General features: G+C 35.4%; 21 protein-coding genes and 1 other RNA gene. 9 read left to right on the forward strand and 13 right to left on the reverse strand.

The genetic code is table 11. The features are described from left to right. The first annotated feature begins 2 nt into the window (after nucleotides 1-2). The 8 genes from AABJ44_RS08415 (at nucleotide 3) to AABJ44_RS08450 (ending at nucleotide 4858) form a co-directional block, all read left to right on the forward strand. Nucleotides 3-197 (forward strand): hypothetical protein, encoded by a 195-nt coding sequence (locus AABJ44_RS08415; RefSeq protein WP_074640434.1) that lies wholly within the window; start codon nucleotides 3-5, stop codon nucleotides 195-197. Between the two features lie 3 nt (nucleotides 198-200). After that, nucleotides 201-644: a DUF2589 domain-containing protein gene (locus AABJ44_RS08420; protein WP_074640432.1), complete on the forward strand. Its 444-nt coding sequence runs from the start codon at nucleotides 201-203 to the stop codon at nucleotides 642-644. Nucleotides 645-797: 153 nt separating this feature from the next. Further along, nucleotides 798-1595 carry a hypothetical protein gene (locus AABJ44_RS08425; protein ID WP_338368455.1) on the forward strand — a complete coding sequence of 266 codons (798 nt, stop codon included), beginning with the start codon at nucleotides 798-800 and terminating at the stop codon, nucleotides 1593-1595. A 194-nt stretch (nucleotides 1596-1789) separates the two neighbouring features. After that, entirely contained in the window at nucleotides 1790-2101 is a 312-nt protein-coding gene (locus AABJ44_RS08430) for a hypothetical protein (RefSeq protein ID WP_338368456.1), read from the forward strand. Between the two features lie 111 nt (nucleotides 2102-2212). Further along, on the forward strand, nucleotides 2213-2824 hold the full coding sequence (locus AABJ44_RS08435) for an HAD family hydrolase (RefSeq protein ID WP_338368457.1): 612 nt from the start codon (nucleotides 2213-2215) through the stop codon (nucleotides 2822-2824). Between the two features lie 324 nt (nucleotides 2825-3148). After that, nucleotides 3149-3688, forward strand: a complete 540-nt coding sequence (locus AABJ44_RS08440; RefSeq protein WP_338368458.1) for an IS66 family transposase zinc-finger binding domain-containing protein — start codon at nucleotides 3149-3151, stop codon at nucleotides 3686-3688. Next, entirely contained in the window at nucleotides 3685-3978 is a 294-nt protein-coding gene (locus AABJ44_RS08445; RefSeq protein WP_338368459.1) for a hypothetical protein, read from the forward strand. Before AABJ44_RS08440 ends, AABJ44_RS08445 begins: the two co-directional genes overlap by 4 nt. Nucleotides 3979-4522: 544 nt before the next feature. Further along, the gene (locus AABJ44_RS08450) at nucleotides 4523-4858 is read left to right on the forward strand and encodes a hypothetical protein (RefSeq protein WP_338368460.1); all 336 of its coding nucleotides are present in this window, start codon (nucleotides 4523-4525) and stop codon (nucleotides 4856-4858) included. Between the two features lie 20 nt (nucleotides 4859-4878). Here the strand turns inward: AABJ44_RS08450 and AABJ44_RS08455 are convergent, their stop codons facing one another. From AABJ44_RS08455 to AABJ44_RS08470, 4 genes are all read right to left on the reverse strand, one after another. Beyond that, a complete protein-coding gene (locus tag AABJ44_RS08455) occupies nucleotides 4879-5091 on the reverse strand; it encodes a SlyX family protein (protein ID WP_338368461.1) in 213 nt (70 codons plus the stop codon). Nucleotides 5092-5102: 11 nt separating this feature from the next. Beyond that, entirely contained in the window at nucleotides 5103-5975 is an 873-nt protein-coding gene (locus AABJ44_RS08460; RefSeq protein WP_338368462.1) for a 2-oxo acid dehydrogenase subunit E2, read from the reverse strand. A 135-nt stretch (nucleotides 5976-6110) separates the two neighbouring features. Beyond that, nucleotides 6111-10577, reverse strand: coding sequence for a leucine-rich repeat domain-containing protein (locus AABJ44_RS08465; RefSeq protein WP_338368463.1), 4467 nt, complete (start codon nucleotides 10575-10577; stop codon nucleotides 6111-6113). A 16-nt stretch (nucleotides 10578-10593) separates the two neighbouring features. Beyond that, a complete protein-coding gene (locus AABJ44_RS08470; RefSeq protein ID WP_143064143.1) occupies nucleotides 10594-10995 on the reverse strand; it encodes a hypothetical protein in 402 nt (133 codons plus the stop codon). Between the two features lie 161 nt (nucleotides 10996-11156). Here AABJ44_RS08470 and AABJ44_RS08475 point away from each other — a divergent pair, with 161 nt between their 5' ends. Next, on the forward strand, nucleotides 11157-12485 hold the full coding sequence (locus AABJ44_RS08475; RefSeq protein ID WP_338368464.1) for an endo-1,4-beta-xylanase: 1329 nt from the start codon (nucleotides 11157-11159) through the stop codon (nucleotides 12483-12485). Nucleotides 12486-12497: 12 nt separating this feature from the next. Here AABJ44_RS08475 and rodA read toward each other — a convergent pair whose 3' ends face one another. From rodA to rpoD, 9 genes are all read right to left on the reverse strand, one after another. Then, entirely contained in the window at nucleotides 12498-13811 is a 1314-nt protein-coding gene (gene rodA, locus AABJ44_RS08480) for a rod shape-determining protein RodA (RefSeq protein WP_338368465.1), read from the reverse strand. An 11-nt stretch (nucleotides 13812-13822) separates the two neighbouring features. Then, nucleotides 13823-15706, reverse strand: coding sequence for a penicillin-binding protein 2 (gene mrdA / locus AABJ44_RS08485; RefSeq protein WP_338368466.1), 1884 nt, complete (start codon nucleotides 15704-15706; stop codon nucleotides 13823-13825). Further along, nucleotides 15699-16223: a rod shape-determining protein MreD gene (mreD, locus tag AABJ44_RS08490; RefSeq protein WP_074640402.1), complete on the reverse strand. Its 525-nt coding sequence runs from the start codon at nucleotides 16221-16223 to the stop codon at nucleotides 15699-15701. The genes mrdA and mreD overlap by 8 nt, the downstream gene beginning before the upstream one ends. 5 nt (nucleotides 16224-16228) lie before the next feature. Beyond that, nucleotides 16229-17104, reverse strand: a complete 876-nt coding sequence (gene mreC / locus AABJ44_RS08495; protein WP_074640401.1) for a rod shape-determining protein MreC — start codon at nucleotides 17102-17104, stop codon at nucleotides 16229-16231. A gap of 26 nt (nucleotides 17105-17130) precedes the next feature. Further along, the gene (locus AABJ44_RS08500) at nucleotides 17131-18168 is read right to left on the reverse strand and encodes a rod shape-determining protein (protein ID WP_074640399.1); all 1038 of its coding nucleotides are present in this window, start codon (nucleotides 18166-18168) and stop codon (nucleotides 17131-17133) included. A gap of 30 nt (nucleotides 18169-18198) precedes the next feature. Further along, the gene (locus AABJ44_RS08505; protein WP_074640397.1) at nucleotides 18199-19155 is read right to left on the reverse strand and encodes a tetratricopeptide repeat protein; all 957 of its coding nucleotides are present in this window, start codon (nucleotides 19153-19155) and stop codon (nucleotides 18199-18201) included. A gap of 19 nt (nucleotides 19156-19174) precedes the next feature. Then, an RNA gene (rnpB, locus tag AABJ44_RS08510) (RNase P RNA component class A) lies at nucleotides 19175-19589 on the reverse strand. Between the two features lie 27 nt (nucleotides 19590-19616). Continuing rightward, nucleotides 19617-20588 carry a zinc ribbon domain-containing protein gene (locus AABJ44_RS08515; protein ID WP_338368467.1) on the reverse strand — a complete coding sequence of 324 codons (972 nt, stop codon included), beginning with the start codon at nucleotides 20586-20588 and terminating at the stop codon, nucleotides 19617-19619. Nucleotides 20589-20718: 130 nt separating this feature from the next. Beyond that, nucleotides 20719-22578 carry an RNA polymerase sigma factor RpoD gene (gene rpoD, locus AABJ44_RS08520; RefSeq protein WP_074640898.1) on the reverse strand — a complete coding sequence of 620 codons (1860 nt, stop codon included), beginning with the start codon at nucleotides 22576-22578 and terminating at the stop codon, nucleotides 20719-20721. Nucleotides 22579-22583: the final 5 nt, after the last annotated feature.

The following is a 22583-nucleotide window of genomic DNA, read 5'->3' on the forward strand; positions in this document are numbered from 1 at the left end:
ATATGGAAAATACACAGATTAACTGTCCTGTTTGTCAGACACCTATTAGAATTGAAGTATATTCACTTTTGAGCGGTGTAAAGTTTTCATGTCCTAATTGCAGTGCTACAGTTGGATTATGTCAAAGCAGTTATTCAAAAGTTGAAACTGCAATGACAAAATTTGAAGAATTAAAGGTTAAGGCGGGAAGGGCATAATAAATGAAATTAGAAGATTTCTTAAAAATTCTTCATACAGCAGTAAATTATGCATCAGACTCGCTTATGAAAAATAATCTGGAACTTTTTGAAACTTATTTCAATAAATCTAAATCCAGTCAAACAAATGAAGAATATTTTACTCCAAAAACTATAAAAATGGATTATCCCGTTGTAGGAGAAAATAATACGATTGAACAAAAACAACTGGAAGTTCCGCTTATAACACTTGTTCCTGTAAGATCTTCAAAAATTGAAAAAGCAACATTCAATTTTGAATTTCAAATTGATGAAAAGGATGATAACGTAAGTGTTTCTTTCAATAAGGGAGTGTTCGGCAACGGAGCCAACTGTAAGATGGAATTAACAATCGTACCTGATGAAAATCCAAATGGTATCGATTGCTTAATTGATAAATATAACAAGATTTTGGACAATCAGGGGTAATTAGCAATTCTGTTAGTTTAAAGATAGAGATATGAACAAAAATCGAGGTTTGTTTCCCAAAGGAAAAACACATTGGAAATATTCCTCATTTTTTGTTACTAATTACCATCTAGTCTAAAACGACTATATAGAAAAATAGAGAGGGATTTATAGATGGCACTAAAACAAATTGAAAATAAACAATATCAATATTTAATAGAACGGATAATCCTTGCACTTATCCACGACGTAAGAATTTTACAGGACGAAATAAAAATTACTCCTATAAAATACAATCAAAATATCCAGGAATTACTCGGACTTGATATAACTTCAAATAGTTTGATTTCAAATAAACTAAGTGAACTTACTAATTTACTTTCTACATTTGATCTTAATGTATCTTTTCCATTACCAGTTACTGCTGATGCCAATCCAAATAGAGTCAAATTTTTATATGATGATACCGATCATGGCAGAGAAGATGTTGGTGGTTCACCACCTTATAATGAAAGTTTGATAAATAAAAAAATTTTTTTATTTAATCCTTTTTTTGATTTCGCGAACAAATGTATATATCATAAATGTATTCAAACCATATTACATGAATGTTGTCATATTTCAATGCATTTATTTAATGATATGTGCAGAGTTCTTGATAGAGAAAACAAGCGATTTGCAGAAATATACCATTTGTCTGGATTTAGTGATAAACAGATTTTATTACAGCCATATAATTCATATCTAGATTCTGATTCTGATAGATTACGTCTTTATACACCTCAAGAAGGAGAAGGTGATTCTACTCGTAATGAAAGTTACTTAAATGATGATAAAGGGCATCCAAAAGTAAAAAAATCAGGAAATGCAGATAATTGGACTTATTTTATTCTTTGTAGCATACAGCTAATTAACCCTTCTGATTTATTTACTCAATTTTCTTCTCTTAAGTGGTTTTTAAATGGACAATGAAGCTTAGCCCCACATAATAGAAGAGGTTCATTCTAGTTCTAATAAAATCCCCTTTAAGAAACATGCGAAATTAATATAAAATCTCCTCCAACAGAGGAGATTTTTTTGTATTACTTATATGTAAGCGTCTAATTATCACCACCTAAAATTACTCAAATTTACATAATAGAATGGTCTCCAGAACGGAGGCCATTTTGAATTTAATCGAGACAAAAGCAAAAAGAGAAGTATGGTTAGACAGATTTGCAGCATCAAATCTGTCCATAGATAATTTTTGCGAACTAAATCACATCAAAAAAGAAACAATCACAAAAGCCATTGATGAGAAAATGTCATCATACAGGGATCAGAATCCACCTAAACAACCTGCAATAAAAATTTCAGATTTTGTTGAAGTAGAAGCTGCTACAGAACCAGTAATCGAGAAGTTTCAGATGGCAATGTTGTTAACTGGAATTGACTTTACAAAGATGCATGAAGAACTTCATTTCGAGAAATTTGCGTGATATAATGGAATAACCAAACAAACAGAAATTGTTATGTTTAAGACAGGTATGACGACCGGCAATTTTTGGAGGGTCGTCAACCGAAGATTATGCTATAATTTAAAAAAAAAAATGTGTATAGAATGGTTATTTTTTGATGTGGGAAACACACTGGTTGATGAAAGTAAGGCTTACGAAACCAGACTTCGGGAAGCGGCTGCTTTAATCGGTAAACCTTATGAACTGATTCAGGAAGAAGCTCTGGATTTTTACAGACAAAACGATAAGGGCGATCTGGCGGTAATGGACAAATATGGAATTCCAAAGCCAAAATGGCCTAAAGAAGACGAGCGTTTGTATCCAGAAACTGTTGAAGTTTTAAAAGCTTTAAAAGCAAAATATAAAATTGGAGTAATTGCAAATCAAAGTTTAGGAACTGCGGCTCGTCTGCAGGCATGGGGTATTCTGCAGTTTATTGATCTGGTGATTGCTTCTGCTGAAGAAGGGGTTTCAAAACCCGATCCACGGATTTTTGAAATTGCTCTTGGGCGGGCTGACTGCAAAGCTGAACATGCGGTTATGATTGGTGACAGAATCGATAATGATGTTGTTCCTGCTAAGAAAATGGGAATGAAAACTGTGTGGATTCGACAGGGGGGCGGTGGGTTATGGCAGTTACAGGGACCAGAGCAGCAGCCAGATTTCACTGTTGATAATCTTGGGGAACTGGTGAAGATTTTTTAGAAATTAGCGGGCGTTGCGGGTGCGATTGAGCCCGCTAGAAAGGGTGGCGGAAGACCGCTTGCGGGCTGCAGGCAGGGGAAGGCTTTCCCCTCCAAAAAGGAGAAATATGACAACTAATCCAGAAATGCTTTACACCGCAAAAATTGAACAGACCTGGGACTATCCTAAACGGATGAAATATATTGCGGAAATTGATTCTTTTATTGCAAAGGATTATGACGTATGACGACCGGCAATTTTTGGAGGGTCGTCAACCCTAATAGAGATTGATTTAAATATGGGATAAAAAAAATTGGTTGATGGAACAGGAAATCCATCTGCGATATGAACGTATCACGCATTTCAAAGTACCGACACGCGGTCAAGCCGCGTATTGAAATAGAAAAGAAAAATCTGGAAATCCTTCAGTTACAGGAAAAACTTGCTACACAATTAAGATACAGATTCTGTGCCCGTTCAGAAAAAGCTGATAAGCAGCCAAGTCTGTTTGATTTTGAGGATGAAGCTTATATTCCATCAGAAGAAGAAATTGAAGACACAGTTGCAAATGAAGGTCCGTTCAATAACCAGCTTGTAAAAGCATATAAACGCCGTGTATGTGGCCGAAAAAAACTTTCAGATAATCTTCCACGCCGTGAAGTTTATCTTGACATTCCGGAAGAAGAGAAACACTGTGCATGCGGAGCAGAACTCGTAAAAGTAGGGGAAGACCGTTCTGAACGACTCCAGGTTATTCCTGCTCAGATTTATGTAGAAGTTACTGTTCGCCCAAAATATGCCTGCAGAAACTGTGAAGGCAGTGCTGATGAAGATAAACCTGTTTTCAGACAGATGCCAGCTCCAACCAAAATCAATTTCAAATGAAGCAGCCCTTGAAGAACATGAAAAACTCTTTCCAGATGATCTCATTATTCATGTTGCATGCATGGCTCATGTCAGACGAAAGTTTTTTTAATGCAGTAAAATGCGGCCAAGGATATAAGCCAAAGATTCTGAAAAAGCTTTGGCTTTATATCCAGAAAATATATTTTCTTGAAAACAGATTAAGAGAGCAGAATCTGTCTGAGGACGAATTTGTTGCTCAAAGAAAACTTAAGATTCTTCCTGTCTTAAATGAGTTTCATGACTGGATGGTTCAATCCAACCCGAAGTAGTTCCGGAATTAAAATTAGGAAGAGCCATTAATTATGCATTAATTTGTACTTGGACGCAAGAACTGGCTGTTTGCCGGATCAGAAGATGGAGCCCGTTCAAGTTGTCTCTTGTTTACATTATTGAATGTGCTAAAATTCATAACGTATAAATCCAGAAGATTATCTTCGTTGTATTTTTGAACAAGCCGCTGATACTGATGGCTGGACTGAAGATGACTGGAAAAATTTGTTACCTTGGAACATAAAAATCACTACATTTGTTCCACAAGGTGTCTGGATAGCTCCCCAGGGGGCCCAAAATTGACGGTGACCTTATATTTTTGCCAACCTACACTTTCTATAATGTATATTCTGTCTACTTATAATATACTTTTAATATTGGGTAAGCGTCAATGTAAGCGTCAATTTTCCGCCCTATTAGGCCACTAAGACCTTCAAGTCATCATTGACAACTTTTGTTTTTTCAATGCCATTCCTTGGCACTCTTGTATTTTATAATAAAAGCCATAAAGTAAAAAAACTATCCAATCAGGAGGCTTCTATTATGGAAAGCGTAATCACTGTTTTAATCTTTTTGGCTGTTATCAGTTTATCAATCTATCTGACTCATTATTCTGCAGATACGTCTTCATCAAATATCTTTGACAAGATACTGACCTTCTGTCTGCCGTTTATTTCTACCCTAGTAATCGGCATTGCAGTAATAAATAAGTTCATTTATTTACCGATCGTTATTACAGCGGCACTCATCGCCGGTGTTGTAAGCCTCCTGGTCTGCTGGAGTGCTGAAAAGAAAGCAAAAGAAGCAAAACAGAAGAAAAACCGCCTGTTTATTTTTAATATTTATATGTTTCAAGACAACATGCGCAGCGCAGTATAGCTTTCGAAATAATGAAAACATTAATAATGCGACGGCTTTCGATTAGGAATATCTCCTTCCATGGAATTAGACATTTCACGGATTCTGTCCGCCATTAGTTTTGTTTCCTTCTGGAGTTTATCAATTGTTTTAGCCTGTTCAACAGCAACGTTCTGAATCTGATTTACAAAGTCTTCCATGTAGGCAAGTTTCATTTCGATTGCTGTTAAACGTTCATCAGTTTCTTTTTCCATAATCGTTATCCCTAAGCTATAAATCCTTCAATTATCTCTTTGGATGCAAAGAATTCATCAAGTTTCTTCATAAAAGGAACAATATCTCCAAAATCCAGAGCACGATGATCGAATGCAATTGTAAAGGTGATTATACTATTTGAGTCTGTTTTTTTAATTGAGCTTAAAGCAATAGCTACAACCTGAGGAGGAACAATCTCCAGTAATGTACATTCACCGTTCCATTCTTTATAAATCGAGCCGAGATTTGAAACTGTAATTGTCCCCTGCTCTAAATCATATGCTGTTAATTTTTGAGACTTATCTATCTTTTTATATGCAAGCCGCTGTTTTAAAGGTATTCGTTTTATTCTATATGGCCCGATTTTTGTGCCAATCAGTCTACGCAAAGCTGATAATATTTTTAATTTCCTAAGTCCCTTTAAGGTGTCTTTTACCGCTACAGACATTAACGCTTCATCTATGATTGTATTTTCTGACTTTCTTCGAATCTCATTTACATAATCTCTTATCTGTTCCATAGATTTAGATTCCAGATTATGAAGATTTACAGTAATCATTCTGTCATTAAGTACAAATGGCATGGAAATATCGATATTGTTTTTATTAACAGTTGATCCAGAAACCAAAAAAGAATTATAGTGCACATGAGAATTGAGTTTTGGACAGACTTTTAAGGCTTCTGAAATGATTTTTAATAAGGCTGTATTTAATGAAATCTTTTGTTCTTTTGATTTTTCAAGATTATATTCTTTTAAAATCTGTAAAAGATTCTCGACATCTGCATTATAAGTAACACCTGCATGTGGAATTGTTTTCCAGCTTTCAAGCGTAACATTTGAAATGACTATTCGCGACAAACTAAACTTTTCTGATTTTTCCATTTTTTTTAAATTTCTTTATGTTATATTTATTTTATAGCATTAAATTGTATTATGCAATTAACTTTTAAGAAGTTATATACAAAAAATCTCCTCGAATTGAGGAGATTTTTTTGTATTAATCTTAATGATTTTATATTATTTTTTAAATAGATAATAGTCATTCCATTCTTTTATTAGTTTTTGCGCCATTTCTTGTGAATCAGAAACATCAATTTTATCTTCAGAATTAAATTCTGAATAATAACTGTACTCGTTTTTATACCAATTTTCAGTATCCTTAAATGTTACTTGCTTTAAATTTTCACAATTACTAAATGAACGACTAGATATTTTTTTTACTCCAGAACCAATTGTAACAGATTCAAGACTATGAGAACCATAGAATGAATCACTTTCCAATTCTTTAACACTATCAGGAATAATTATAGATGTTAATCCAGAATATTCAAATGCACTTCTCTTTATTACTTCTAATTTAGAATTTTCCTGAAAGTTTATTGTATTAATATTTCTTGCTTCCCTGAACATACTTTCAGAAATTTCAACTACATTTGAACCTATTGTTAAAGTACAGCCTCCTGTTGAAGATGTTTTTCCTGCTTCCTTAAACATATCACCAGGATAACTTGTATTTTTACTAAGTTTTGATGGTAAATAAATAATTTCTGATAATCCAGTACATCCATAAAAAGGAGAATCCAATATTTCTTCTACACTTTCAGGAATTGTAATAGAAGTAAGTCCTGTACATTTATAAAAAATATAGTTATTGATTGTTTTCAGAGTAGATGGCAAAGAAACAGATGTTATATCTTTACAACCAGAATAAGCTCCAGCAGGAGTTGTAAGTGTACCTTCTGGGAACGCTACTGAAGTTACTTTATTTCCTTGAAAATATAAGGAAGCTCCATTACAACATGGTGAGGAATACTGATCTTTGAATGAAATTTCTTCCCACTCAGCTTTTGATCCAAGATAATATACATCTTTCAGTGCATTACATTCCTGGAAGGCGCTACTTCCAAATTTTATAATAGATTTAGGAATTGTTATTTCTCCAAGAGAAATAATCCCATAAAAGGCTCTTGCCCCTATCTCTTTACAAATACAATTGTCTGGGAAATTAACACACGTGATTTTTATAGAATAATTTTTTGAATATGATTCCTCGAAAATCCCATTAGGAATTTCTATAACTTTATCTCCTATATTTACAGTTACACCTTCAGTGTTGTGACCAACATTATAGAATAAACTAGAACTACCAAAAATTTTCGAGGAAATGGAATTATAATCCAGTTGTGTAACATTTGTACAATTCCAGAAAGTGTATTTACCAAGTTCTGTAATTTGTTCTGGAATTGTGATTTTCGTAATACTTTTTACACCTGAATATGTTGCATTTGGCATTTTTGTTATATCAGAATCAAATGTTACTTCAGTATAAAGTTCTCCATTTATATAAAGATTTGCACCAGCATAACAAGGATTTGAATTTTCCTTCTCAAAAGTTATTTCCTGCCATTGTCTTTGTGTACCAGGATATTTTACTTCGTTAATTGTATGTCCGTAAAAGGCATTTTCTCTAATTTCTGAAATACCAGTTCCTTCAAAAACTACAGTTTTTATGCAAGCGTTATAAAATAATCTTTCCGGAATAACTTTGACATTTGGTCCAATGTTTAGTACAAGTCCTTTTTCATAATATTGTCCGACATATGAGAAACCTTCATTTTTGTGATTACTGTCTGTTATGTTTGCATTGAAATTGATTTCTTCCAGATAAGATCCCCAAGATGATGAACGACTATCTCCACTAAAAGCAGCAGAGTTAATAATTTCTATACTTTCTGGAATTGTAATCTTCTTTAGTGAAGTTAAACAATAAAATGCCTGTTTTCCTATTTCTTTACATTTAGAATTTTCTTCAAATGTAAGTTCAGTAATATCAGCACTTGATAGATAAAAGAAATAATCTGGAACTTTAGTAACATTTTTTCCTATTACAAGTTTTACACCATTTGGAGATTTTGTTCCCATATCAAGAAAACATCTGGAATATTCAGTAGTGAAATTGATACTAGCACTAGGATTATAATCAAGCTCTTCAACATAATAAGCATAGTCTATAAAATATTTAGGTATTAAAGTTACATTTTCTGGTATAACAACTTTTTTCAAGCTCTTACAACCACTGAAGGCATGTTGTTGAATTGATAAATCTGTTATTTCATCAGAAAAATCAAGCGTTTCTACTAATTCATTTTTATTTACATATAAATTAGCTTCACCATAATACAAAGGATTTGAACTCTCTGTATAGAATTCTATTTTTGTATACCAGTCTTCAAGGCTTCCTTGATAGTATACGTTTTCCAAAGCAGTATCAGAAAATACATAAGCCTGTAATGTAGTTATACTTTTGGGAAGTGTAATAGATTTTAATTTAGAAAGCGAGGATAAAGCTGATCTACCAATTTCAGAACATACAGAATTATCCTTAAAAACTAGTTTGTTTAAGTTAAAATCGCTGTTACTATAGTAAGATTGAAATAGGTATGCTGGAATTCTTTTTACTTTATTTCCAATATTTACAGTTATACCTTCACTACTTCCAATAGTTCTACCAAAAATATATGAATAGGAAGAAATATCCTTACAGTTTATTGCATTAAAATTAATTGTTTTTAAATTAGGAATTTTATAAGTACTACTAATTGATTTTATATCTATTGATTCAACATCTTCACCTATAGTTATTGAAGTAATACTTTTAATATTCTGTATAGCATAAGGATTAATAATACAATCTTTATCATCTAAATATACATCGGTAAGAAGTTCATTATTCAGATATAAATTAGACCCATCCGTTGTATTGCAATTTATTTTACTGGAACCTGAATATCCGGAAGTATAATTTGTATTACAAAAATTAAGCCAGTCAGTAAGATTTCCAGAAAAATAAATATACTCGATATTTGTTTTATCAAAAGGAGAATAACCGAGTGAAATATCATTTTTTGTAATTCTTACAGTTTTGAGATTTTTACATCCATAAAAAGCACTACTTTCTACATTTTCAAGATTTTCGCCTAGAGTTATTTCTTCAATTGCAGCAACATTTTCAAACGCAGATTCTCCAATTTTTTTCAAGGCTGAGTTTTCTGGGAAATTAATCTTTTTTATACAGTCATTTCCTTCAAACTTCATGAAATTTTTTGGTATTTCTTCTACTCCAGCTCCAATATTTATTATTACACCACCAATATCAGACTCACAACCTGTTTTAGAATTAAGCCAGTGCGAATAACTATAACTATAATTATAATTTTTTACATTATAATAAATTTCTTTTAAGTATTTACAATCACCAAATGCATTACTATAAATATAGTTAATATTTTCCGGGATAGAAATTGAAATCAGATTATTTAAATTACTAAAACTGTCATCAATTCTTGTTAATTCTGTACAAGCATCTAAATCAAGACAAACATTTACTGTTGTATTCTTTTTAAGACACTTTCCTATTTTATCAATTTCTGGATTTAAATCGGTAATATGAACAATTATTTCAGTATTATAAAAATCAGTAATATATTCTTCCAATTCCGATACTGTACATGTAAGTTCATTACCCCACTTTGGATATAAGACATAATCTGTTTGCTCTGAAGGTAGAATTTCTGTTACAGGTTCACCTGTACAGTCTCTATTTAAATACCAGCCCAAAAATTGAAGAGCTGTATTCAGATTGTCTTTTGCAGGTAAAATAATTGGATCAGTATCAAATCTTGTATAAGATGCTTTGAATACATATCCTTCTTCGAATGAATAATGACCAGCAGCGAAAGTAATGTTATAAATTTGATTTACTGTAGTAATTGTAAATACACCTTTGCTGATTACACTATCACAAACAGTAGCTACTGTTCTATAATCGTTTAATTTATTTCCATCTTTATCATACAAATCAGCATCAATATAATAAGTTCCAGAAGGAACGTCCTGTGCATTAAAAACGGATACTCCATTATTTACAGTTGTTTCTATTTTTTCAAATCCAGAAAGTATTGAGCCTTTATAAAAATCTTTTAGTAAATATATTACTTTTTCAACTTCATTTGGAACATTTAAATTAAATTGAATACTTCCTTTACCTTCTTTTGTATCCAATTTTTCCATTTTTAATTCAAAAGAAACTGAATTTGCCCCACTTTTTATTGTAGTTGTAATAGAATCAGAATAAACAGTTTCATATCTTTGGGCGGTTAAACTTAAAGTCCATTCTCCTTCAGTTACCTCAAACTTGGTTTTGCATAAGTCATTATATGAATTGAAGGTTCCAAAATCTTTTTCTTCTCCATCATCAAGACTGCCTTTTAATACATATACATTAAAAGAATCATTTTTATATTCAGGTAGAACAGATCTACTAGAATTATTATTTACAACAAAGTAAGTTGAATTATCTGTTATTTCATTGTCTGAAATTTTATTATATTCATCATTATATGAATTTTGACAAGATGAAAAAAATAGTACTACAATCAAAAAGTAAATTACATTTTTATAAAATTTAATTGAAAAGTTTTTCATTTTTTACTCCGTTTTCTTAATTTATAGTTATAATCATTTCAGCAGAATATACTATACCGTTATAAATGCCTGTAACAATTAAATTATAGACACCTTTTTTTAAAGAATTAATATTAATTACAGTCTGACTTCCTGTTTCAGAAAGTTCCTTTCCGTCAAATGACCATGTTAGCTCATTAAATGGAATTGAACTTTCTACTGTTATTGTTAATTCTGTTTTTTCTGTATTTAATGAAGAATTAAGAGTAAAATCCTGTATATTACTTACTGATACTTCTATTTTGTTAGATTTATTTTCAGGTAATGGAATACTTGAGCTACACGCTGTAAAAAAAACGAATAATATAAATACACAATAATGAAATTTTTTCACGTTTTCTACCTCATATATTTTTTCAAACTTTATCAAATTATACATTTTTTACAATATAAATGTCAAAGAATCACAAATTATAATTTTGTTATATTTATTGATTTTGTTAATTAAATTTTTAGAAAAATTCCCCTATTTTATGAACATAAAAAAAGCCTTATGTTAAAATTGAAAAGGAAATTCAACAAATAATAAGGAGTAATATTATGAAAAAGAACAAAATAACTCTTTTATGTATGATTTTTGTTTTTGTTATGACTGTTAATTGTACATTCGCAGCATCTAATTCTACCGTAACTTCAAAAGACTGGCTTGATCCATCCGTTCCATCTTTCAGCAAAACTTATGAAAAGTATTTTGAACATGTTGGTTTTGCAGTTGAATACGGTAACTTTGGTAATGGCTGGGGAACAAAACAGGAACTTTATTATGATGAAGTTCAGAAAGGTCTTTCAAAGCATGCAAACCAGATTACTATGGGAAACGAGTTTAAGCCTCAGTTTGTAATGGCGTGGTGGGGAAATAAACCAACTGTTTCCGGCTCTTTTACAGCATCTAACGGTGTAACAATTAAAACTCCGGTTCTTAATGGACTTCAGCGTATTGATGATATTCTTGCAATCTGTAAGAAAAATAATCTTAAAATGAGAGGTCATACTCTTGGATGGCATTCTCAGACAGAAGATGGATTTTTCTGTAAAGATTATGATAAATCAAAAGCTTTAGTTAGCCGCGATGAAATGGAAGCACGCCTTGAATGGTATATCAAAACTGTTCTGGAACGTGTTGATAACTGGGAAAAGAAAAATAATAACGGACAGCATATTATCTGGGCATGGGATGTATTTAATGAAGCTACACCTGATGGAGGTTCAAGCTGGCTTAGAACTGATTCAAAATGGTATTCAGTTTATAAGAACGGAGACTTCCTTGTTGATGCTTTTAAGTATGCAAATAAATATGCTCCAAAAGATGTAAAGCTTGTTTATAACGATTACGGTGGAATCTACGGAACTTCTGTAAGCGATAAGCATGCTAAGCAGCTTCGTGTTGTTGATCTTATTCTTTCTCATAAAGATGATGCAACTCTCCCTACCAGACTTGATGCAATGGGACTGCAGTCTCATCATAGTGTTAAGAATTCTGCCGGTGCAGTAGAAAAAGAAATCACAGATTTCCTTGCAAAAGGTATTGATGTTCAGATTACAGAGCTTGATATTGGAACATGGAACAGCTATGACAAAGAAAAAGATATTGTTGGTGTCAGCGGAAAGCAGTTCAACAGTCTTTCTGATGCTTACAAGGCTTACTTCCAGGTTTATATCAAGAACCGTAAGACAGCTTCTAAACATGGTGTAGAAAGCATTACTGTATGGGGGCTTAATGATGAAAACACCTGGCTGAATATGGAATATCAGAAGAAATGGCTTGGTAACTGTAATCAGTTCCCGCTTCTGTTTACAAAGCCAAACAGCAACAAATGGGTTTATTATACTAAACCTGCATTCTATGCTGTTATTGAAGCTGCTAATTAATTCTGATTAAAACTACTTGAGTTCGGCCTTTCTGTAATTTACATTCATTACAAGGCCGATACAAGTCATTGCTGTAAGCAGTGATGAACCACCGTAAGAAAGGAACAGCAGAGGAATACCTGTAATCGGCATTATACCCATAACCATTCCTACGTTAATAAAGAAATGGAACGAGAACATTCCGAATATTCCGGCACATATGTACGAGCCGTAACGGTTTACGCATTTACGGATAATATAAAGAATCTTAAGAAGAATAACAAAGTATAATGAGAATACAAGCATTCCGCCAAGGAAGCCGAATTCCTCAGAAAGAATACTGAAAATAAAGTCTGTACTCTGCTGAGGAAGGAAGCGGTAATGGCTCTGAGTTCCCATCAAATATCCCTGACCAATTACACCACCCGCACCAATGGCAACCTTAGACTGAATGATGTTCCAGCCGGCGCCCAAAGGATCCTTATTAGGATTCATAAAGATGATTAAACGCTTAATCTGATAATCTTTTAACACCTTGCCAAAAATCATTGAGAAAATAAGTGCAAGTGCAATAATTGATGTAAAGTAGATAATCCAGTGAATATAACGAGGACCGTGAAGGTAACGGCGGATAACGTAACCCAAAAGTGTAATTACGACAAAGGCGAAAATCAAAATTGCTCTTAATCTAAAGTTTGTTAAAATCGTAATAACTGCTAGTGGATTTATTGCAATTTCTGCATTCCATACCGGAAGTATCGCAAAGAAAATCGTGAATACACCAAAGAGGAATATATAACCGATATATCTGATTGGAACACCGGCAATAAAGCACATGATAAAGTAAATAGGAAGATATACAGAAGAAGTTCCGAGGTCCGGCTGTAAAAGGATGAGTCCCATAGGAAGAAGCAGAACTCCAGTTGCAAGGAAGAAACGCTTCAACTGATCTCCATTAGCAGTATCATCGAGAACACGAGCTAAATAAAGAATATAGAAAACCTTTCCAAACTCAGAAGGCTGAATACCAAATTCACCGATACCAATCCAGCTTTTTGCACCATTTACATAACGACCGAAAATTCTTGTATAAACCAGAAGAATAAGAAGCCCGATAAAACCGTAAATAGAAAGAGATTCTGTTCTTCTGTAATCATAGATTGTAATTCCAATCATAATTACAAAACCAATTGCAGCCCAGATAATCTGCTTTATATATTCGTTTGTTACACGAACTCCTTCGGAGTTAATACTTGAAGAATAAATGAACATTACTCCAAGAGCTACAAGAGTTAATACAACAAGAATCAGAAGATAATCGAACATTGAAAAAAACTTATTCTTCATACTAACCTCTCCTATTCCTGTCTTCCGCGGTTATTTGTAAGATAAGAGAAGCCAAGAGCCTTTGTAGCTTCTTCACAATTCTGATGTGCAAAGATTCCCTGAATGATGATATTTGTACAGTATGGAGCCCACCATTCCCATTTGTTGCAGGCTTCTACGATTGTTGCAACACAAATACGATCCTCTGGAGGTGCATCATAAGGAGCATAAGCAACAAGCCAAGAGTGCCAGCTCTGTTCATCTTTTCTGTTTGGATTACTGTATGGTTCAACTTCGGCAGTACCTGTTTTACAGGCAATCTGAACAATCTTATTATGCATAGGATACTGAGGTGTACCGTCTGTAACAGTATAGCGCATTGCTTCCTGAATCTGTTTCCATACATCTTTATCGATTGTTGATTCAGTAAGAACCTGAGGTCTTACTGAATCAATAACTTCACCTGTTACTGGATCACGAACTTCCTTAAGGAGATGAGGCTTATAAATTACGCCTTCGTTAGAAACCATTGCAACCATATTAGCAAGCTGCAAAGGAGTAGCTTCCATATAGCCCTGTCCGATAGAACAAGACATTGTATCTCCACCAAGCCATTTTTCGTGATATTTCTTTTCCTTCCATTCAGCAGTTGGAACAAGACCAGAAACCTGACTAGGCAAATCTATCTGAGCACTCTTACCAAAACCAAACTCACGGGCATAAGAGGCAATCTTTTCAATACCAAGATAATCACGGCCAACAGTCCAGTAATAAACGTCACAAGACTGTGCCATAGCGTTTTTCATATCAAGCCAGCCGTGTCCAGGCTCTTTTACGTGACAGTGGAACTTACGGCCACCATAAACCATTACACCCTTACATTCGATTTTCTTGCTGGCAGGGAAAGCATTTTCCTGAAGCATTGCGGCAGACATGATGATTTTGAAGGTGGAAGCCGGAGGATAAGAAACCTGAACGGCACGGTTCAAGAGAGGCTTTGAAGTATCATTCAAAAGTTTTGCATATTCGATTCCCGCATCATCCGAACTGAAGATATTTGAGTCGTAATACGGATAAGAAACCATTGCAAGAACTTCACCGGTAGCAGGCTTAAGAACAACTGAAGCACCAACTCTGTTTCCAAGAGCTTCTTCTACAAGCTTTTGTGTATCACTGTCAATTGTGAGAACAAGGCTCTTACCCATTTCCGGCGGCTCAACAATTGGTGTATCAGAAATAATTCGGCCATGAACATCAACGGTAGACATTTCGCGGCCTTCCTTACCCTGAAGCAGTGAATCATACTGCTTTTCAATACCAGTCTTACCAACAATACTTGTTTTCTTGTAGCCCTGGTTATAAAGAACGGTCATTTCGTCCTGGTTGATATCACCAACATAACCTACAATATGAGAAAGAGATCCTGTATGCTGATAGTTTCTGATTGGTTTAGAAACCCAGGAAACACCAGGAAGATCAATTTTATTTTCTGCAATATTAGAAATAACTGTAAAAGGCACGTTTGATTTTACCTGTACGGTAGAATATGAACGGCGCATATTTTTTGGAATCTTTTTATCAATATCAGTTTTACTGATTCCTAAATACTGTGCAAGTTTTAGAATTACAGTATCGTAACGGTCCTTAGGAATTTCACCGGGAGTTACTTCAACAGCAAACGAATCTGTATTGATTACAATTGGAAGCAGCGCATTGCGGTCAAAGATTTCACCACGCTGTGCTGAAATAACTGTAATCTGACTTGAAATTCTCTGAGACTGCGAACGATAATGCTCACCCTGTACAATCTGCATTGAGAACAGTCTGTATGCATAGCAGATAAAAAAAATGACAAGAATAATGAGAAGAATGAAGATTTTAGAACCTTTTGTTAATCTGTCTTCAGAATTAATCATTGTCTATACTGTCCTTAACAGAGCGTACTGCAAGTGATTTTCGGAAAAAGCTTAAAAACTTAAATACAAACGGTGCCAGAAGAACATTTTCAATAAATTCAAAAAGGAAATCGTATGAAATGATTCCGGCAATGTAGATGTGCACATTTGGAAACAGAAGTCCCAGAAGATTTACCATAAGAGTTTTAGCAATTGTTCCGATTCCCACACAGAGCATTGGAAGAATAAAACCAGAAATAATTACATTCTTGGCAAAGATTCCGCCAACATATCCGATTATGGTTCTGAATATGCAGTTAAAGCCGAAAGGAATACCGGTAATAAAATCCAGTAAGATTCCGGAAATAAAGCCTGTTGTTTCACCTACTATCTTTCCATTCAAAAGTGAAAAATAAATTGAACAGATTAATACAAGATCTGGAACAATATATATGAATGTAATGTTTGACAGAATTGAAGATTCAAGAATAACGGCACATAAAAGTATGAATGTACTTACAAGAATTGATTTTGTCATACGCTCTACTCCTTATCTGCCTTTCGGTCGTTCAGTTCTTTCTGATTAACAACAACTACATTTTCGAGTCTTGCAAAATCAATAATCGGCACAAGCTCAATATTCAGCGATGAGTTATAATCAAGTGTAGTAATTTTTGTGATTGTACCAATTGCAATATCGCGCATGTAATTATCGTTTTCACCGGAAGTTACTACGATGTCTCCATAACTGAGTTCATCAACTACAGACTTTCGGATGTACTGCATAAGCAGCGGCTGATCCTGACTTCCCAGTCCATTTACAAGACCAAGGTCTCGTGTATTCTGAATACGTGCTGAAACGATATTGTTGATATTGTAAATCGGCATAATCTGACTTGTAAAAGTTCCAACCTGAACAACCTTTCCTACAAGTCCCTGGTTACCATTCTGAAATGCAATAACCGGCATGTTCTTACGGATTCCGTTTACACTTCCCTTATCGATTGTAAGATATGTAAATGCATTATCAAGATCTCGGGCAATAATCTGTGCCGGGATATTTTTTTCATCTAAAGAAACTGCAAAGTCCAGCTGTTCCTTAAGACGAGCATTCTCCTTACGGATATCTGCATTGGAACGCTGCATTTCTTCATAGTTCTCAAGCTTAATTACTAAATCATTATAATCTTTTTTTAATTTACGGAGTTCTCCTACTGCATTAAAGGTATTCTTAAATCCACCTGCAACAAAGTGAACTCCCTTATCAAGTGAAGAAAAAACAGAAAAACCAATCTGCTTAAAGTTTAAGATAAATCCACCGGTATGGAATGCCAGAGACAAACCTCCGGCAAGCAGATATAGAACGAGGAGAAATTCTGCAAATTTAATTTTGAAAGAAAAATTCGGCTTTCTTCGCATAACCACCCACCCGGAGAAAGCTTGAATTAGTCGTTAAGACTGTCGTAAATTGTTCTCTCAGAATACATATCCTTGAACAGGCCGAATGCTTTACCAGCACCAAGAGCAACACATTCAAGAGGCTTTTCTACGAGAATAACAGGTACACCAGTTTCCTTTGAAACGAGCTTTGGAAGCTCGCGGAGCATAGAACCACCACCAGTCATTACGATACCACGTTCAATGATATCTGAAGCAAGCTCTGGAGGAGTTTCTGAAAGTACAGACTTAATTTCTTCAACGATTTTTGTTACAGGCTCTTTGAGAGCTTCGCGTACTTCAACGCTGTCGATTTCGAGACGGCGTGGAAGACCAGTAATAGCGTCAGTTCCCTTAAGCTCCATCTTTTCGATAGTTTTTTCAGGAGCGGCATTACCAATCTGAATCTTAAGACGTTCAGCAGCTGGCTGACCAATAATAAGGTTATGAACACTCTTTACGTGCTTTACGATTGCTTCGTCGAACTTGTCTCCACCAACGCGGATTGAGTGAGTAACAACCATACCACCGAGGGAAATTACAGAGATTTCTGCAGTACCACCACCGATATCGCAGATCATATGTCCAGCTGGCTCAAAAATAGGAATATCTGCACCAATAGCAGCTGCACGGCTTTCTTCGATTACTTCAACTTCCTTAGCACCAGCCTTCATTGCAGCTTCAATAACTGCACGGCGTTCTACATCAGTTACGCAGGAAGGAATACCAATCTTCATTCTTACTGATTTGAAAAGCTGATGGCGTGGAATGATTTTTGAGATGAAGTATTTAATCATCTTTTCTGTACTATCTATATCGGCAATAACACCATCTGCAAGTGGACGGATAGCCATGATGTTTCCAGGAGTTTTATCAAGCATTCGCTTAGCTTCTGCACCAACGGCAACAATTCTTTTTGTTCCCTTCTCAACAGCGATTACTGAAGGTTCGTCAATAACAATTCCCTTGTCACGAACATAAATCAAGGTATTACAGGTTCCTAAATCAATACCAATATCTGTTGAAAAACTATCAAAAAAACCCATCTATTTCCTCCCGGTTCTCTTTTTTACAAATTAATTTTCTGACATTTTCTGCAGAGCTCCAGGGTGATTAACCTGAATCTTAAGAGCTTTACGCCACTCAGAACGGGCCTTCACAATATTACCCTGCTTCTCATATATTACACCAATTCCATAATGTGCGTCAGCAGAATTTTCGTTTTTTTTCAAAACATTCTCAAATTCTTCGAGCGCAGAATCATAATCTTCTTTATCTATATAAATAGAACCAAGAAGGTTCTGACTCTTTAGCACTATATCTTCATTATCGCTGTTTTTTATGATTCTGAATAGATATTGTTCAGAAGCATTTAATTGTTGTGCCTTATAATACTGTTCTGCAATTGCAAGAAGCAGTGAATCTGACTCACGCACAAGAAGAGCTTCAGTAAAGGCCGAAATACTTTCCATTGTCTGGCCAAGAGAAGCATAACTGAGTCCGAGATACTCTGCTATATCATCTGCTTCATATCCGTTTTCTTTTGCTAGAAGAAGATATTTTACAGCAAGATCGGCATAGTAATGTGTTGTAATTGTATTCTTAGAAAAATAAGCTCGTCCCAGCATATACTGAAGCTGAGGAATAAGATCTTTGTCTGCCTCATAAAGGGCAATTCGAATATTATTTATGCATTCATCAAGATAGCTTTGTGCAAGCTGTGTATCTGTTTGTGCCTGAGCAAGGAAAAAGCAGGCATAGCTATAATATGTTAATGCTGTATTATTGTAGGTGTTATCCTGAAGAAAAATCTTGCTGAGCTCATACACTTTCTGATAGTCATAAACGGCCCAGGCTTCTTTTATAGTTTTAATTGTGATTTTTCCAGACTGATATTTTTTGATTAAAAAAACGGCAGAAAAAGCGATTGCAGATACTACGATTATTACAACTGCAGTACGGATAATATTCCGCAGCAGGTGGCTTTTCTTTTTTGCGTAGCTGCTGTTTTCAATATTGTAATTCGCTTTCAATTCCCCACCACTTTATAAAAAAAACAGATGGAACGGTAAGCCGGGTTCTGTTCTCCACTTTCCTGTAAAAACAGAAAAGCAGGCATAACCATCTATCCGCACTGAATGTTACCATTCAGCTCCAGCGATTTACCCGCAGTATAGCTCGGAATAACTTAACTGCTGCTTAATCTTGCTCCGAATGAGGTTTACAAGCGTCAGCCGTTACCGACATGACCGGTAGTCTCTTACACTGCCTTTTCACCCTTACTCGCTTTGCAGCGGGCGGTACAATTTCTGTTGCACTATCTGTCACGCACTGGGCTATGCAGAAAATCTACAGCTGCCAGATTGTGCCCGGTTGTTACCCGGCATTCTTTCCGAAGGAGCCCGGACTTTCTCTCACCGCCTTCCGTTATCATCAACGAAAGGCAGCACGGTTATATTCCATCTGTATTAAAAACAAATTAAAGAATAAGAGGTTACTCTTCGTCCTCATCTTCATCTGAATCATCATCAGAATCGTCTTCATCATCTGAATCTTCAGCGTCTTCATCATCAACTTCGTCTTCGTCATCGAACTCTGATCTTGAATCTTCGTCCTCATCCTCTGCGAACTCAGAATCTTCATCATCAAATTCATCATCAAGACCTGCAAGACTTCCAGCAGCTCCGATATCGAAGTAATCTTCCTGCTGATCTTCTGCTACCTCTTCGTAATAAAGGATACGGCTGCAGTATGGACAGAAGTTAATATCTTCACCTTCGCGAACTTCGTTTGCAAAGTTTGCAGGAAGAATCATATGACAACCTGAACAAACACCATTTCTTACAGAAACGATACCTTCAGAATTGCGCTGAATGATTCTCTGGAACTTGAAAAGGATTTCCTGAGCCTTAAGCTCTGCATTCTCTTCTGAAGAATAGATGTCATTGATATTCTTTGTTACCTTATCTTCTTCAACCTTAAGTTTTTTGAGCTTATCATCATAAGAAGAAAGCTCTTTATTAAGAGAATCACGGCTTGAGTTAAGCTCGCTTTCATTGAATTTAATTGATTCTTCTGTGTTCTTAAGACGTTCGTTAAGCTCAGCAAGTTCTTTCTCTTCTTTCTGAAGATCCTTTCTTACCTGCTCTTCAAGAGCCTTAGCCTCGTTGATCTGCTTTTCGAGAGCTTCATACTCGCGGTGTGTAGTACTGTTTGCAACACCTTTTTCGCCTTCTTCGCGAGATTTTACTGCTTCATCAAGCTGAGTCTTAAGCTGAGTTACTTTTTCCTGAGTTTCATCATAGTTTGACTTCAACTCAATGAATTCTTTCTGTGTTTTTGCAAGCAGGTCTTCCTGATTGCTAAGCTGTTTAGGAGCGTCGTTCTTCTTTCCTTCAAGCTCGTATTTCTGTACGAGAATCTCCTGCAAAGATTTCAGATTCTCAAAAACTTCTGTTGTTACCATCTCAAGGTTCCTTATTTAAAATATCTAGTAATAATATAATTTTTTGACTTTTTAGTCTATATAAGGGATTGCTCCGTCGCAAGCTCCTCGCAATGACGTCATTGCAAACGAAGCGAAGCAATCCATTTCGTTAGGTCTCAATGTAATCACGCAGACCGTTTGCACGGCGTGGGTGACGAAGTCTTCTCAAAGCCTTAGCCTCAATCTGACGAATACGTTCACGAGTTACATCAAAGTAAAGACCAACTTCCTCTAGTGTAAGTGAATAACCGTCTTCCAGACCGAAACGCATCTTAAGAACTTCCTGCTCACGTGGTGGCAGTGTATTAAGAACAGTTCTGAGCTGTTCCTGAAGCAATGTAAATGCAGTCTGTGTTGCTGGATTTTCAACTTCCTTATCCTCGATGAAGTCTCCGAGAATTGAATCTTCTTCCTCACCGATTGGAGTTTCAAGAGATATTGGCTCGCGGGCAACGTTCTTAACCTGCTTTACACGTGCCAATGGCCAGCCAAGCTGCTGTGCAATCTCGTCATCAGTTGGTTCACGGCCAAGCTTCTGCATAAGCTGACGGCTTTCGCGAACAACCTTGTTAATCTGTTCAATCATATGAACAGGAACACGGATAGTACGTGCCTGGTCAGAGATAGAACGTGTAATTGCCTGACGGATCCACCATGTAGCATATGTAGAGAACTTGAATCCCTTGCGGTATTCAAATTTTTCTACAGCTTTAATAAGACCGATGTTTCCTTCCTGAACAAGGTCAAAGAAGTGAAGACCACGGTTTGTATATTTTTTAGCAATAGATACAACGAGACGGAGGTTTGCGTTGATAAGTCGGTTCTTAGCCTTCTCCATCATCAGGCGGCCGTACTCAATATCTTTAGCCATTTTCAAGATGATTTCAACGTCATTTTCGAATTCGTACTCGAGGCGATGAAGCTTACGTTCGATTTTCTGAATCTGAGTGTAAATCTCACGGATTTCATCAGCACTCATATTGAGTTCCTGCTCAAGCTTTGCAGCCTGTGAGCGGATAGAAATCTTACGTCCAAGACTTCGAAGTTCTGAAGGATTCGAAATGCGAAGTTCCTTCATCTTCTTTTCCTGCTTCTGATGATATTCTTCAATCTTGATTGTTGCTTCACGATATTTCTGAGTAAACTTCTCAAGTTCTTCAGTCTGAATATCTACCTTCTGAAGTTCAGGAATTATTTTTTTACGGAGTTCAACAAGCTGTTCGTTTTCAAAAATTGCACTAGACTGCTCTGCTTCAAAAAGCTGCTTTTTAAGAGCCATGTACTGCTTCATTTCTGGAAGAACAGGTTTAATGTGCTCTCCATAGAAGCTCTTAAGGCGGCGCTTGTCTGCCATTTCTTCATTGATTTCTTTACGGGTTTTTCCAGGCTCATGGATGTCGATTCTTGTAAAGGCTTTCTGTGCAATTGCAAAGAACTCTGGAATCATAATTCCTGAATTCTTAATTACATCTTTAATAATGTTATTTCCCTGCTCCATTGTCTTAGAAAGCTCAACTTCCTGCTCAGCAGTAAGAAGGTTTTCTTTACCAATTTCACGGAGGTAGAGTCGGATTGGATCATCTACACTGGAATCTTTATCGCTGTTTACAAGGCGATTTTTAGATGCAGCAAGCTTCTTTTCAGCCTGCTCAATTTCAGCAGTTTCATCATCTGTTGAAATATCATCATCATCGTCCTGAAGCATGATGCCATCATCATCTTCGTCGTCTACAAGTTCATCTTCAGGAACATCATCTGCACCGATAATGTCAGTTTCAACAGGCTCACGATTGATATCTTTAAGCTGTTTAAGAACAGGCTCCATCAATTCATCAGAATTAACAAATTCCTGTCCAAGATATTCAATTACATCGTCCCATGTAATGAACCGTTTTTGTTTTGCAAACTCAATAAGTTTTGCAATCGCAGGGTTGCCAACCAAGAGGGCTTCACTGCTTTTTTCGTCCATAGAAG

Origin of the sequence: Treponema bryantii (genome assembly GCF_036492245.1) — a bacterium.
Taxonomy (GTDB): Bacteria; Spirochaetota; Spirochaetia; order Treponematales; family Treponemataceae; genus Treponema_D; species Treponema_D bryantii_C.

Coding starts and splice junctions, on each gene's coding strand:
- AABJ44_RS08415 (WP_074640434.1), top strand. CDS start 3: ATGGAAAATACACAGATTAACTGTCCTGTTTGTCAGACACCTATTAGA.
- rodA (WP_338368465.1), bottom strand. CDS start 13,811: ATGAAGAATAAGTTTTTTTCAATGTTCGATTATCTTCTGATTCTTGTT.
- mreC (WP_074640401.1), bottom strand. CDS start 17,104: ATGCGAAGAAAGCCGAATTTTTCTTTCAAAATTAAATTTGCAGAATTT.
- AABJ44_RS08420 (WP_074640432.1), top strand. CDS start 201: ATGAAATTAGAAGATTTCTTAAAAATTCTTCATACAGCAGTAAATTAT.
- AABJ44_RS08435 (WP_338368457.1), top strand. CDS start 2,213: ATGTGTATAGAATGGTTATTTTTTGATGTGGGAAACACACTGGTTGAT.
- rpoD (WP_074640898.1), bottom strand. CDS start 22,578: ATGGACGAAAAAAGCAGTGAAGCCCTCTTGGTTGGCAACCCTGCGATT.
- AABJ44_RS08425 (WP_338368455.1), top strand. CDS start 798: ATGGCACTAAAACAAATTGAAAATAAACAATATCAATATTTAATAGAA.
- AABJ44_RS08460 (WP_338368462.1), bottom strand. CDS start 5,975: ATGGAAAAATCAGAAAAGTTTAGTTTGTCGCGAATAGTCATTTCAAAT.
- AABJ44_RS08440 (WP_338368458.1), top strand. CDS start 3,149: ATGAACGTATCACGCATTTCAAAGTACCGACACGCGGTCAAGCCGCGT.
- AABJ44_RS08445 (WP_338368459.1), top strand. CDS start 3,685: ATGAAGCAGCCCTTGAAGAACATGAAAAACTCTTTCCAGATGATCTCA.
- mrdA (WP_338368466.1), bottom strand. CDS start 15,706: ATGATTAATTCTGAAGACAGATTAACAAAAGGTTCTAAAATCTTCATT.
- AABJ44_RS08455 (WP_338368461.1), bottom strand. CDS start 5,091: ATGGAAAAAGAAACTGATGAACGTTTAACAGCAATCGAAATGAAACTT.
- mreD (WP_074640402.1), bottom strand. CDS start 16,223: ATGACAAAATCAATTCTTGTAAGTACATTCATACTTTTATGTGCCGTT.
- AABJ44_RS08450 (WP_338368460.1), top strand. CDS start 4,523: ATGGAAAGCGTAATCACTGTTTTAATCTTTTTGGCTGTTATCAGTTTA.
- AABJ44_RS08475 (WP_338368464.1), top strand. CDS start 11,157: ATGAAAAAGAACAAAATAACTCTTTTATGTATGATTTTTGTTTTTGTT.
- AABJ44_RS08465 (WP_338368463.1), bottom strand. CDS start 10,577: ATGAAAAACTTTTCAATTAAATTTTATAAAAATGTAATTTACTTTTTG.
- AABJ44_RS08515 (WP_338368467.1), bottom strand. CDS start 20,588: ATGGTAACAACAGAAGTTTTTGAGAATCTGAAATCTTTGCAGGAGATT.
- AABJ44_RS08470 (WP_143064143.1), bottom strand. CDS start 10,995: ATGTATAATTTGATAAAGTTTGAAAAAATATATGAGGTAGAAAACGTG.
- AABJ44_RS08500 (WP_074640399.1), bottom strand. CDS start 18,168: ATGGGTTTTTTTGATAGTTTTTCAACAGATATTGGTATTGATTTAGGA.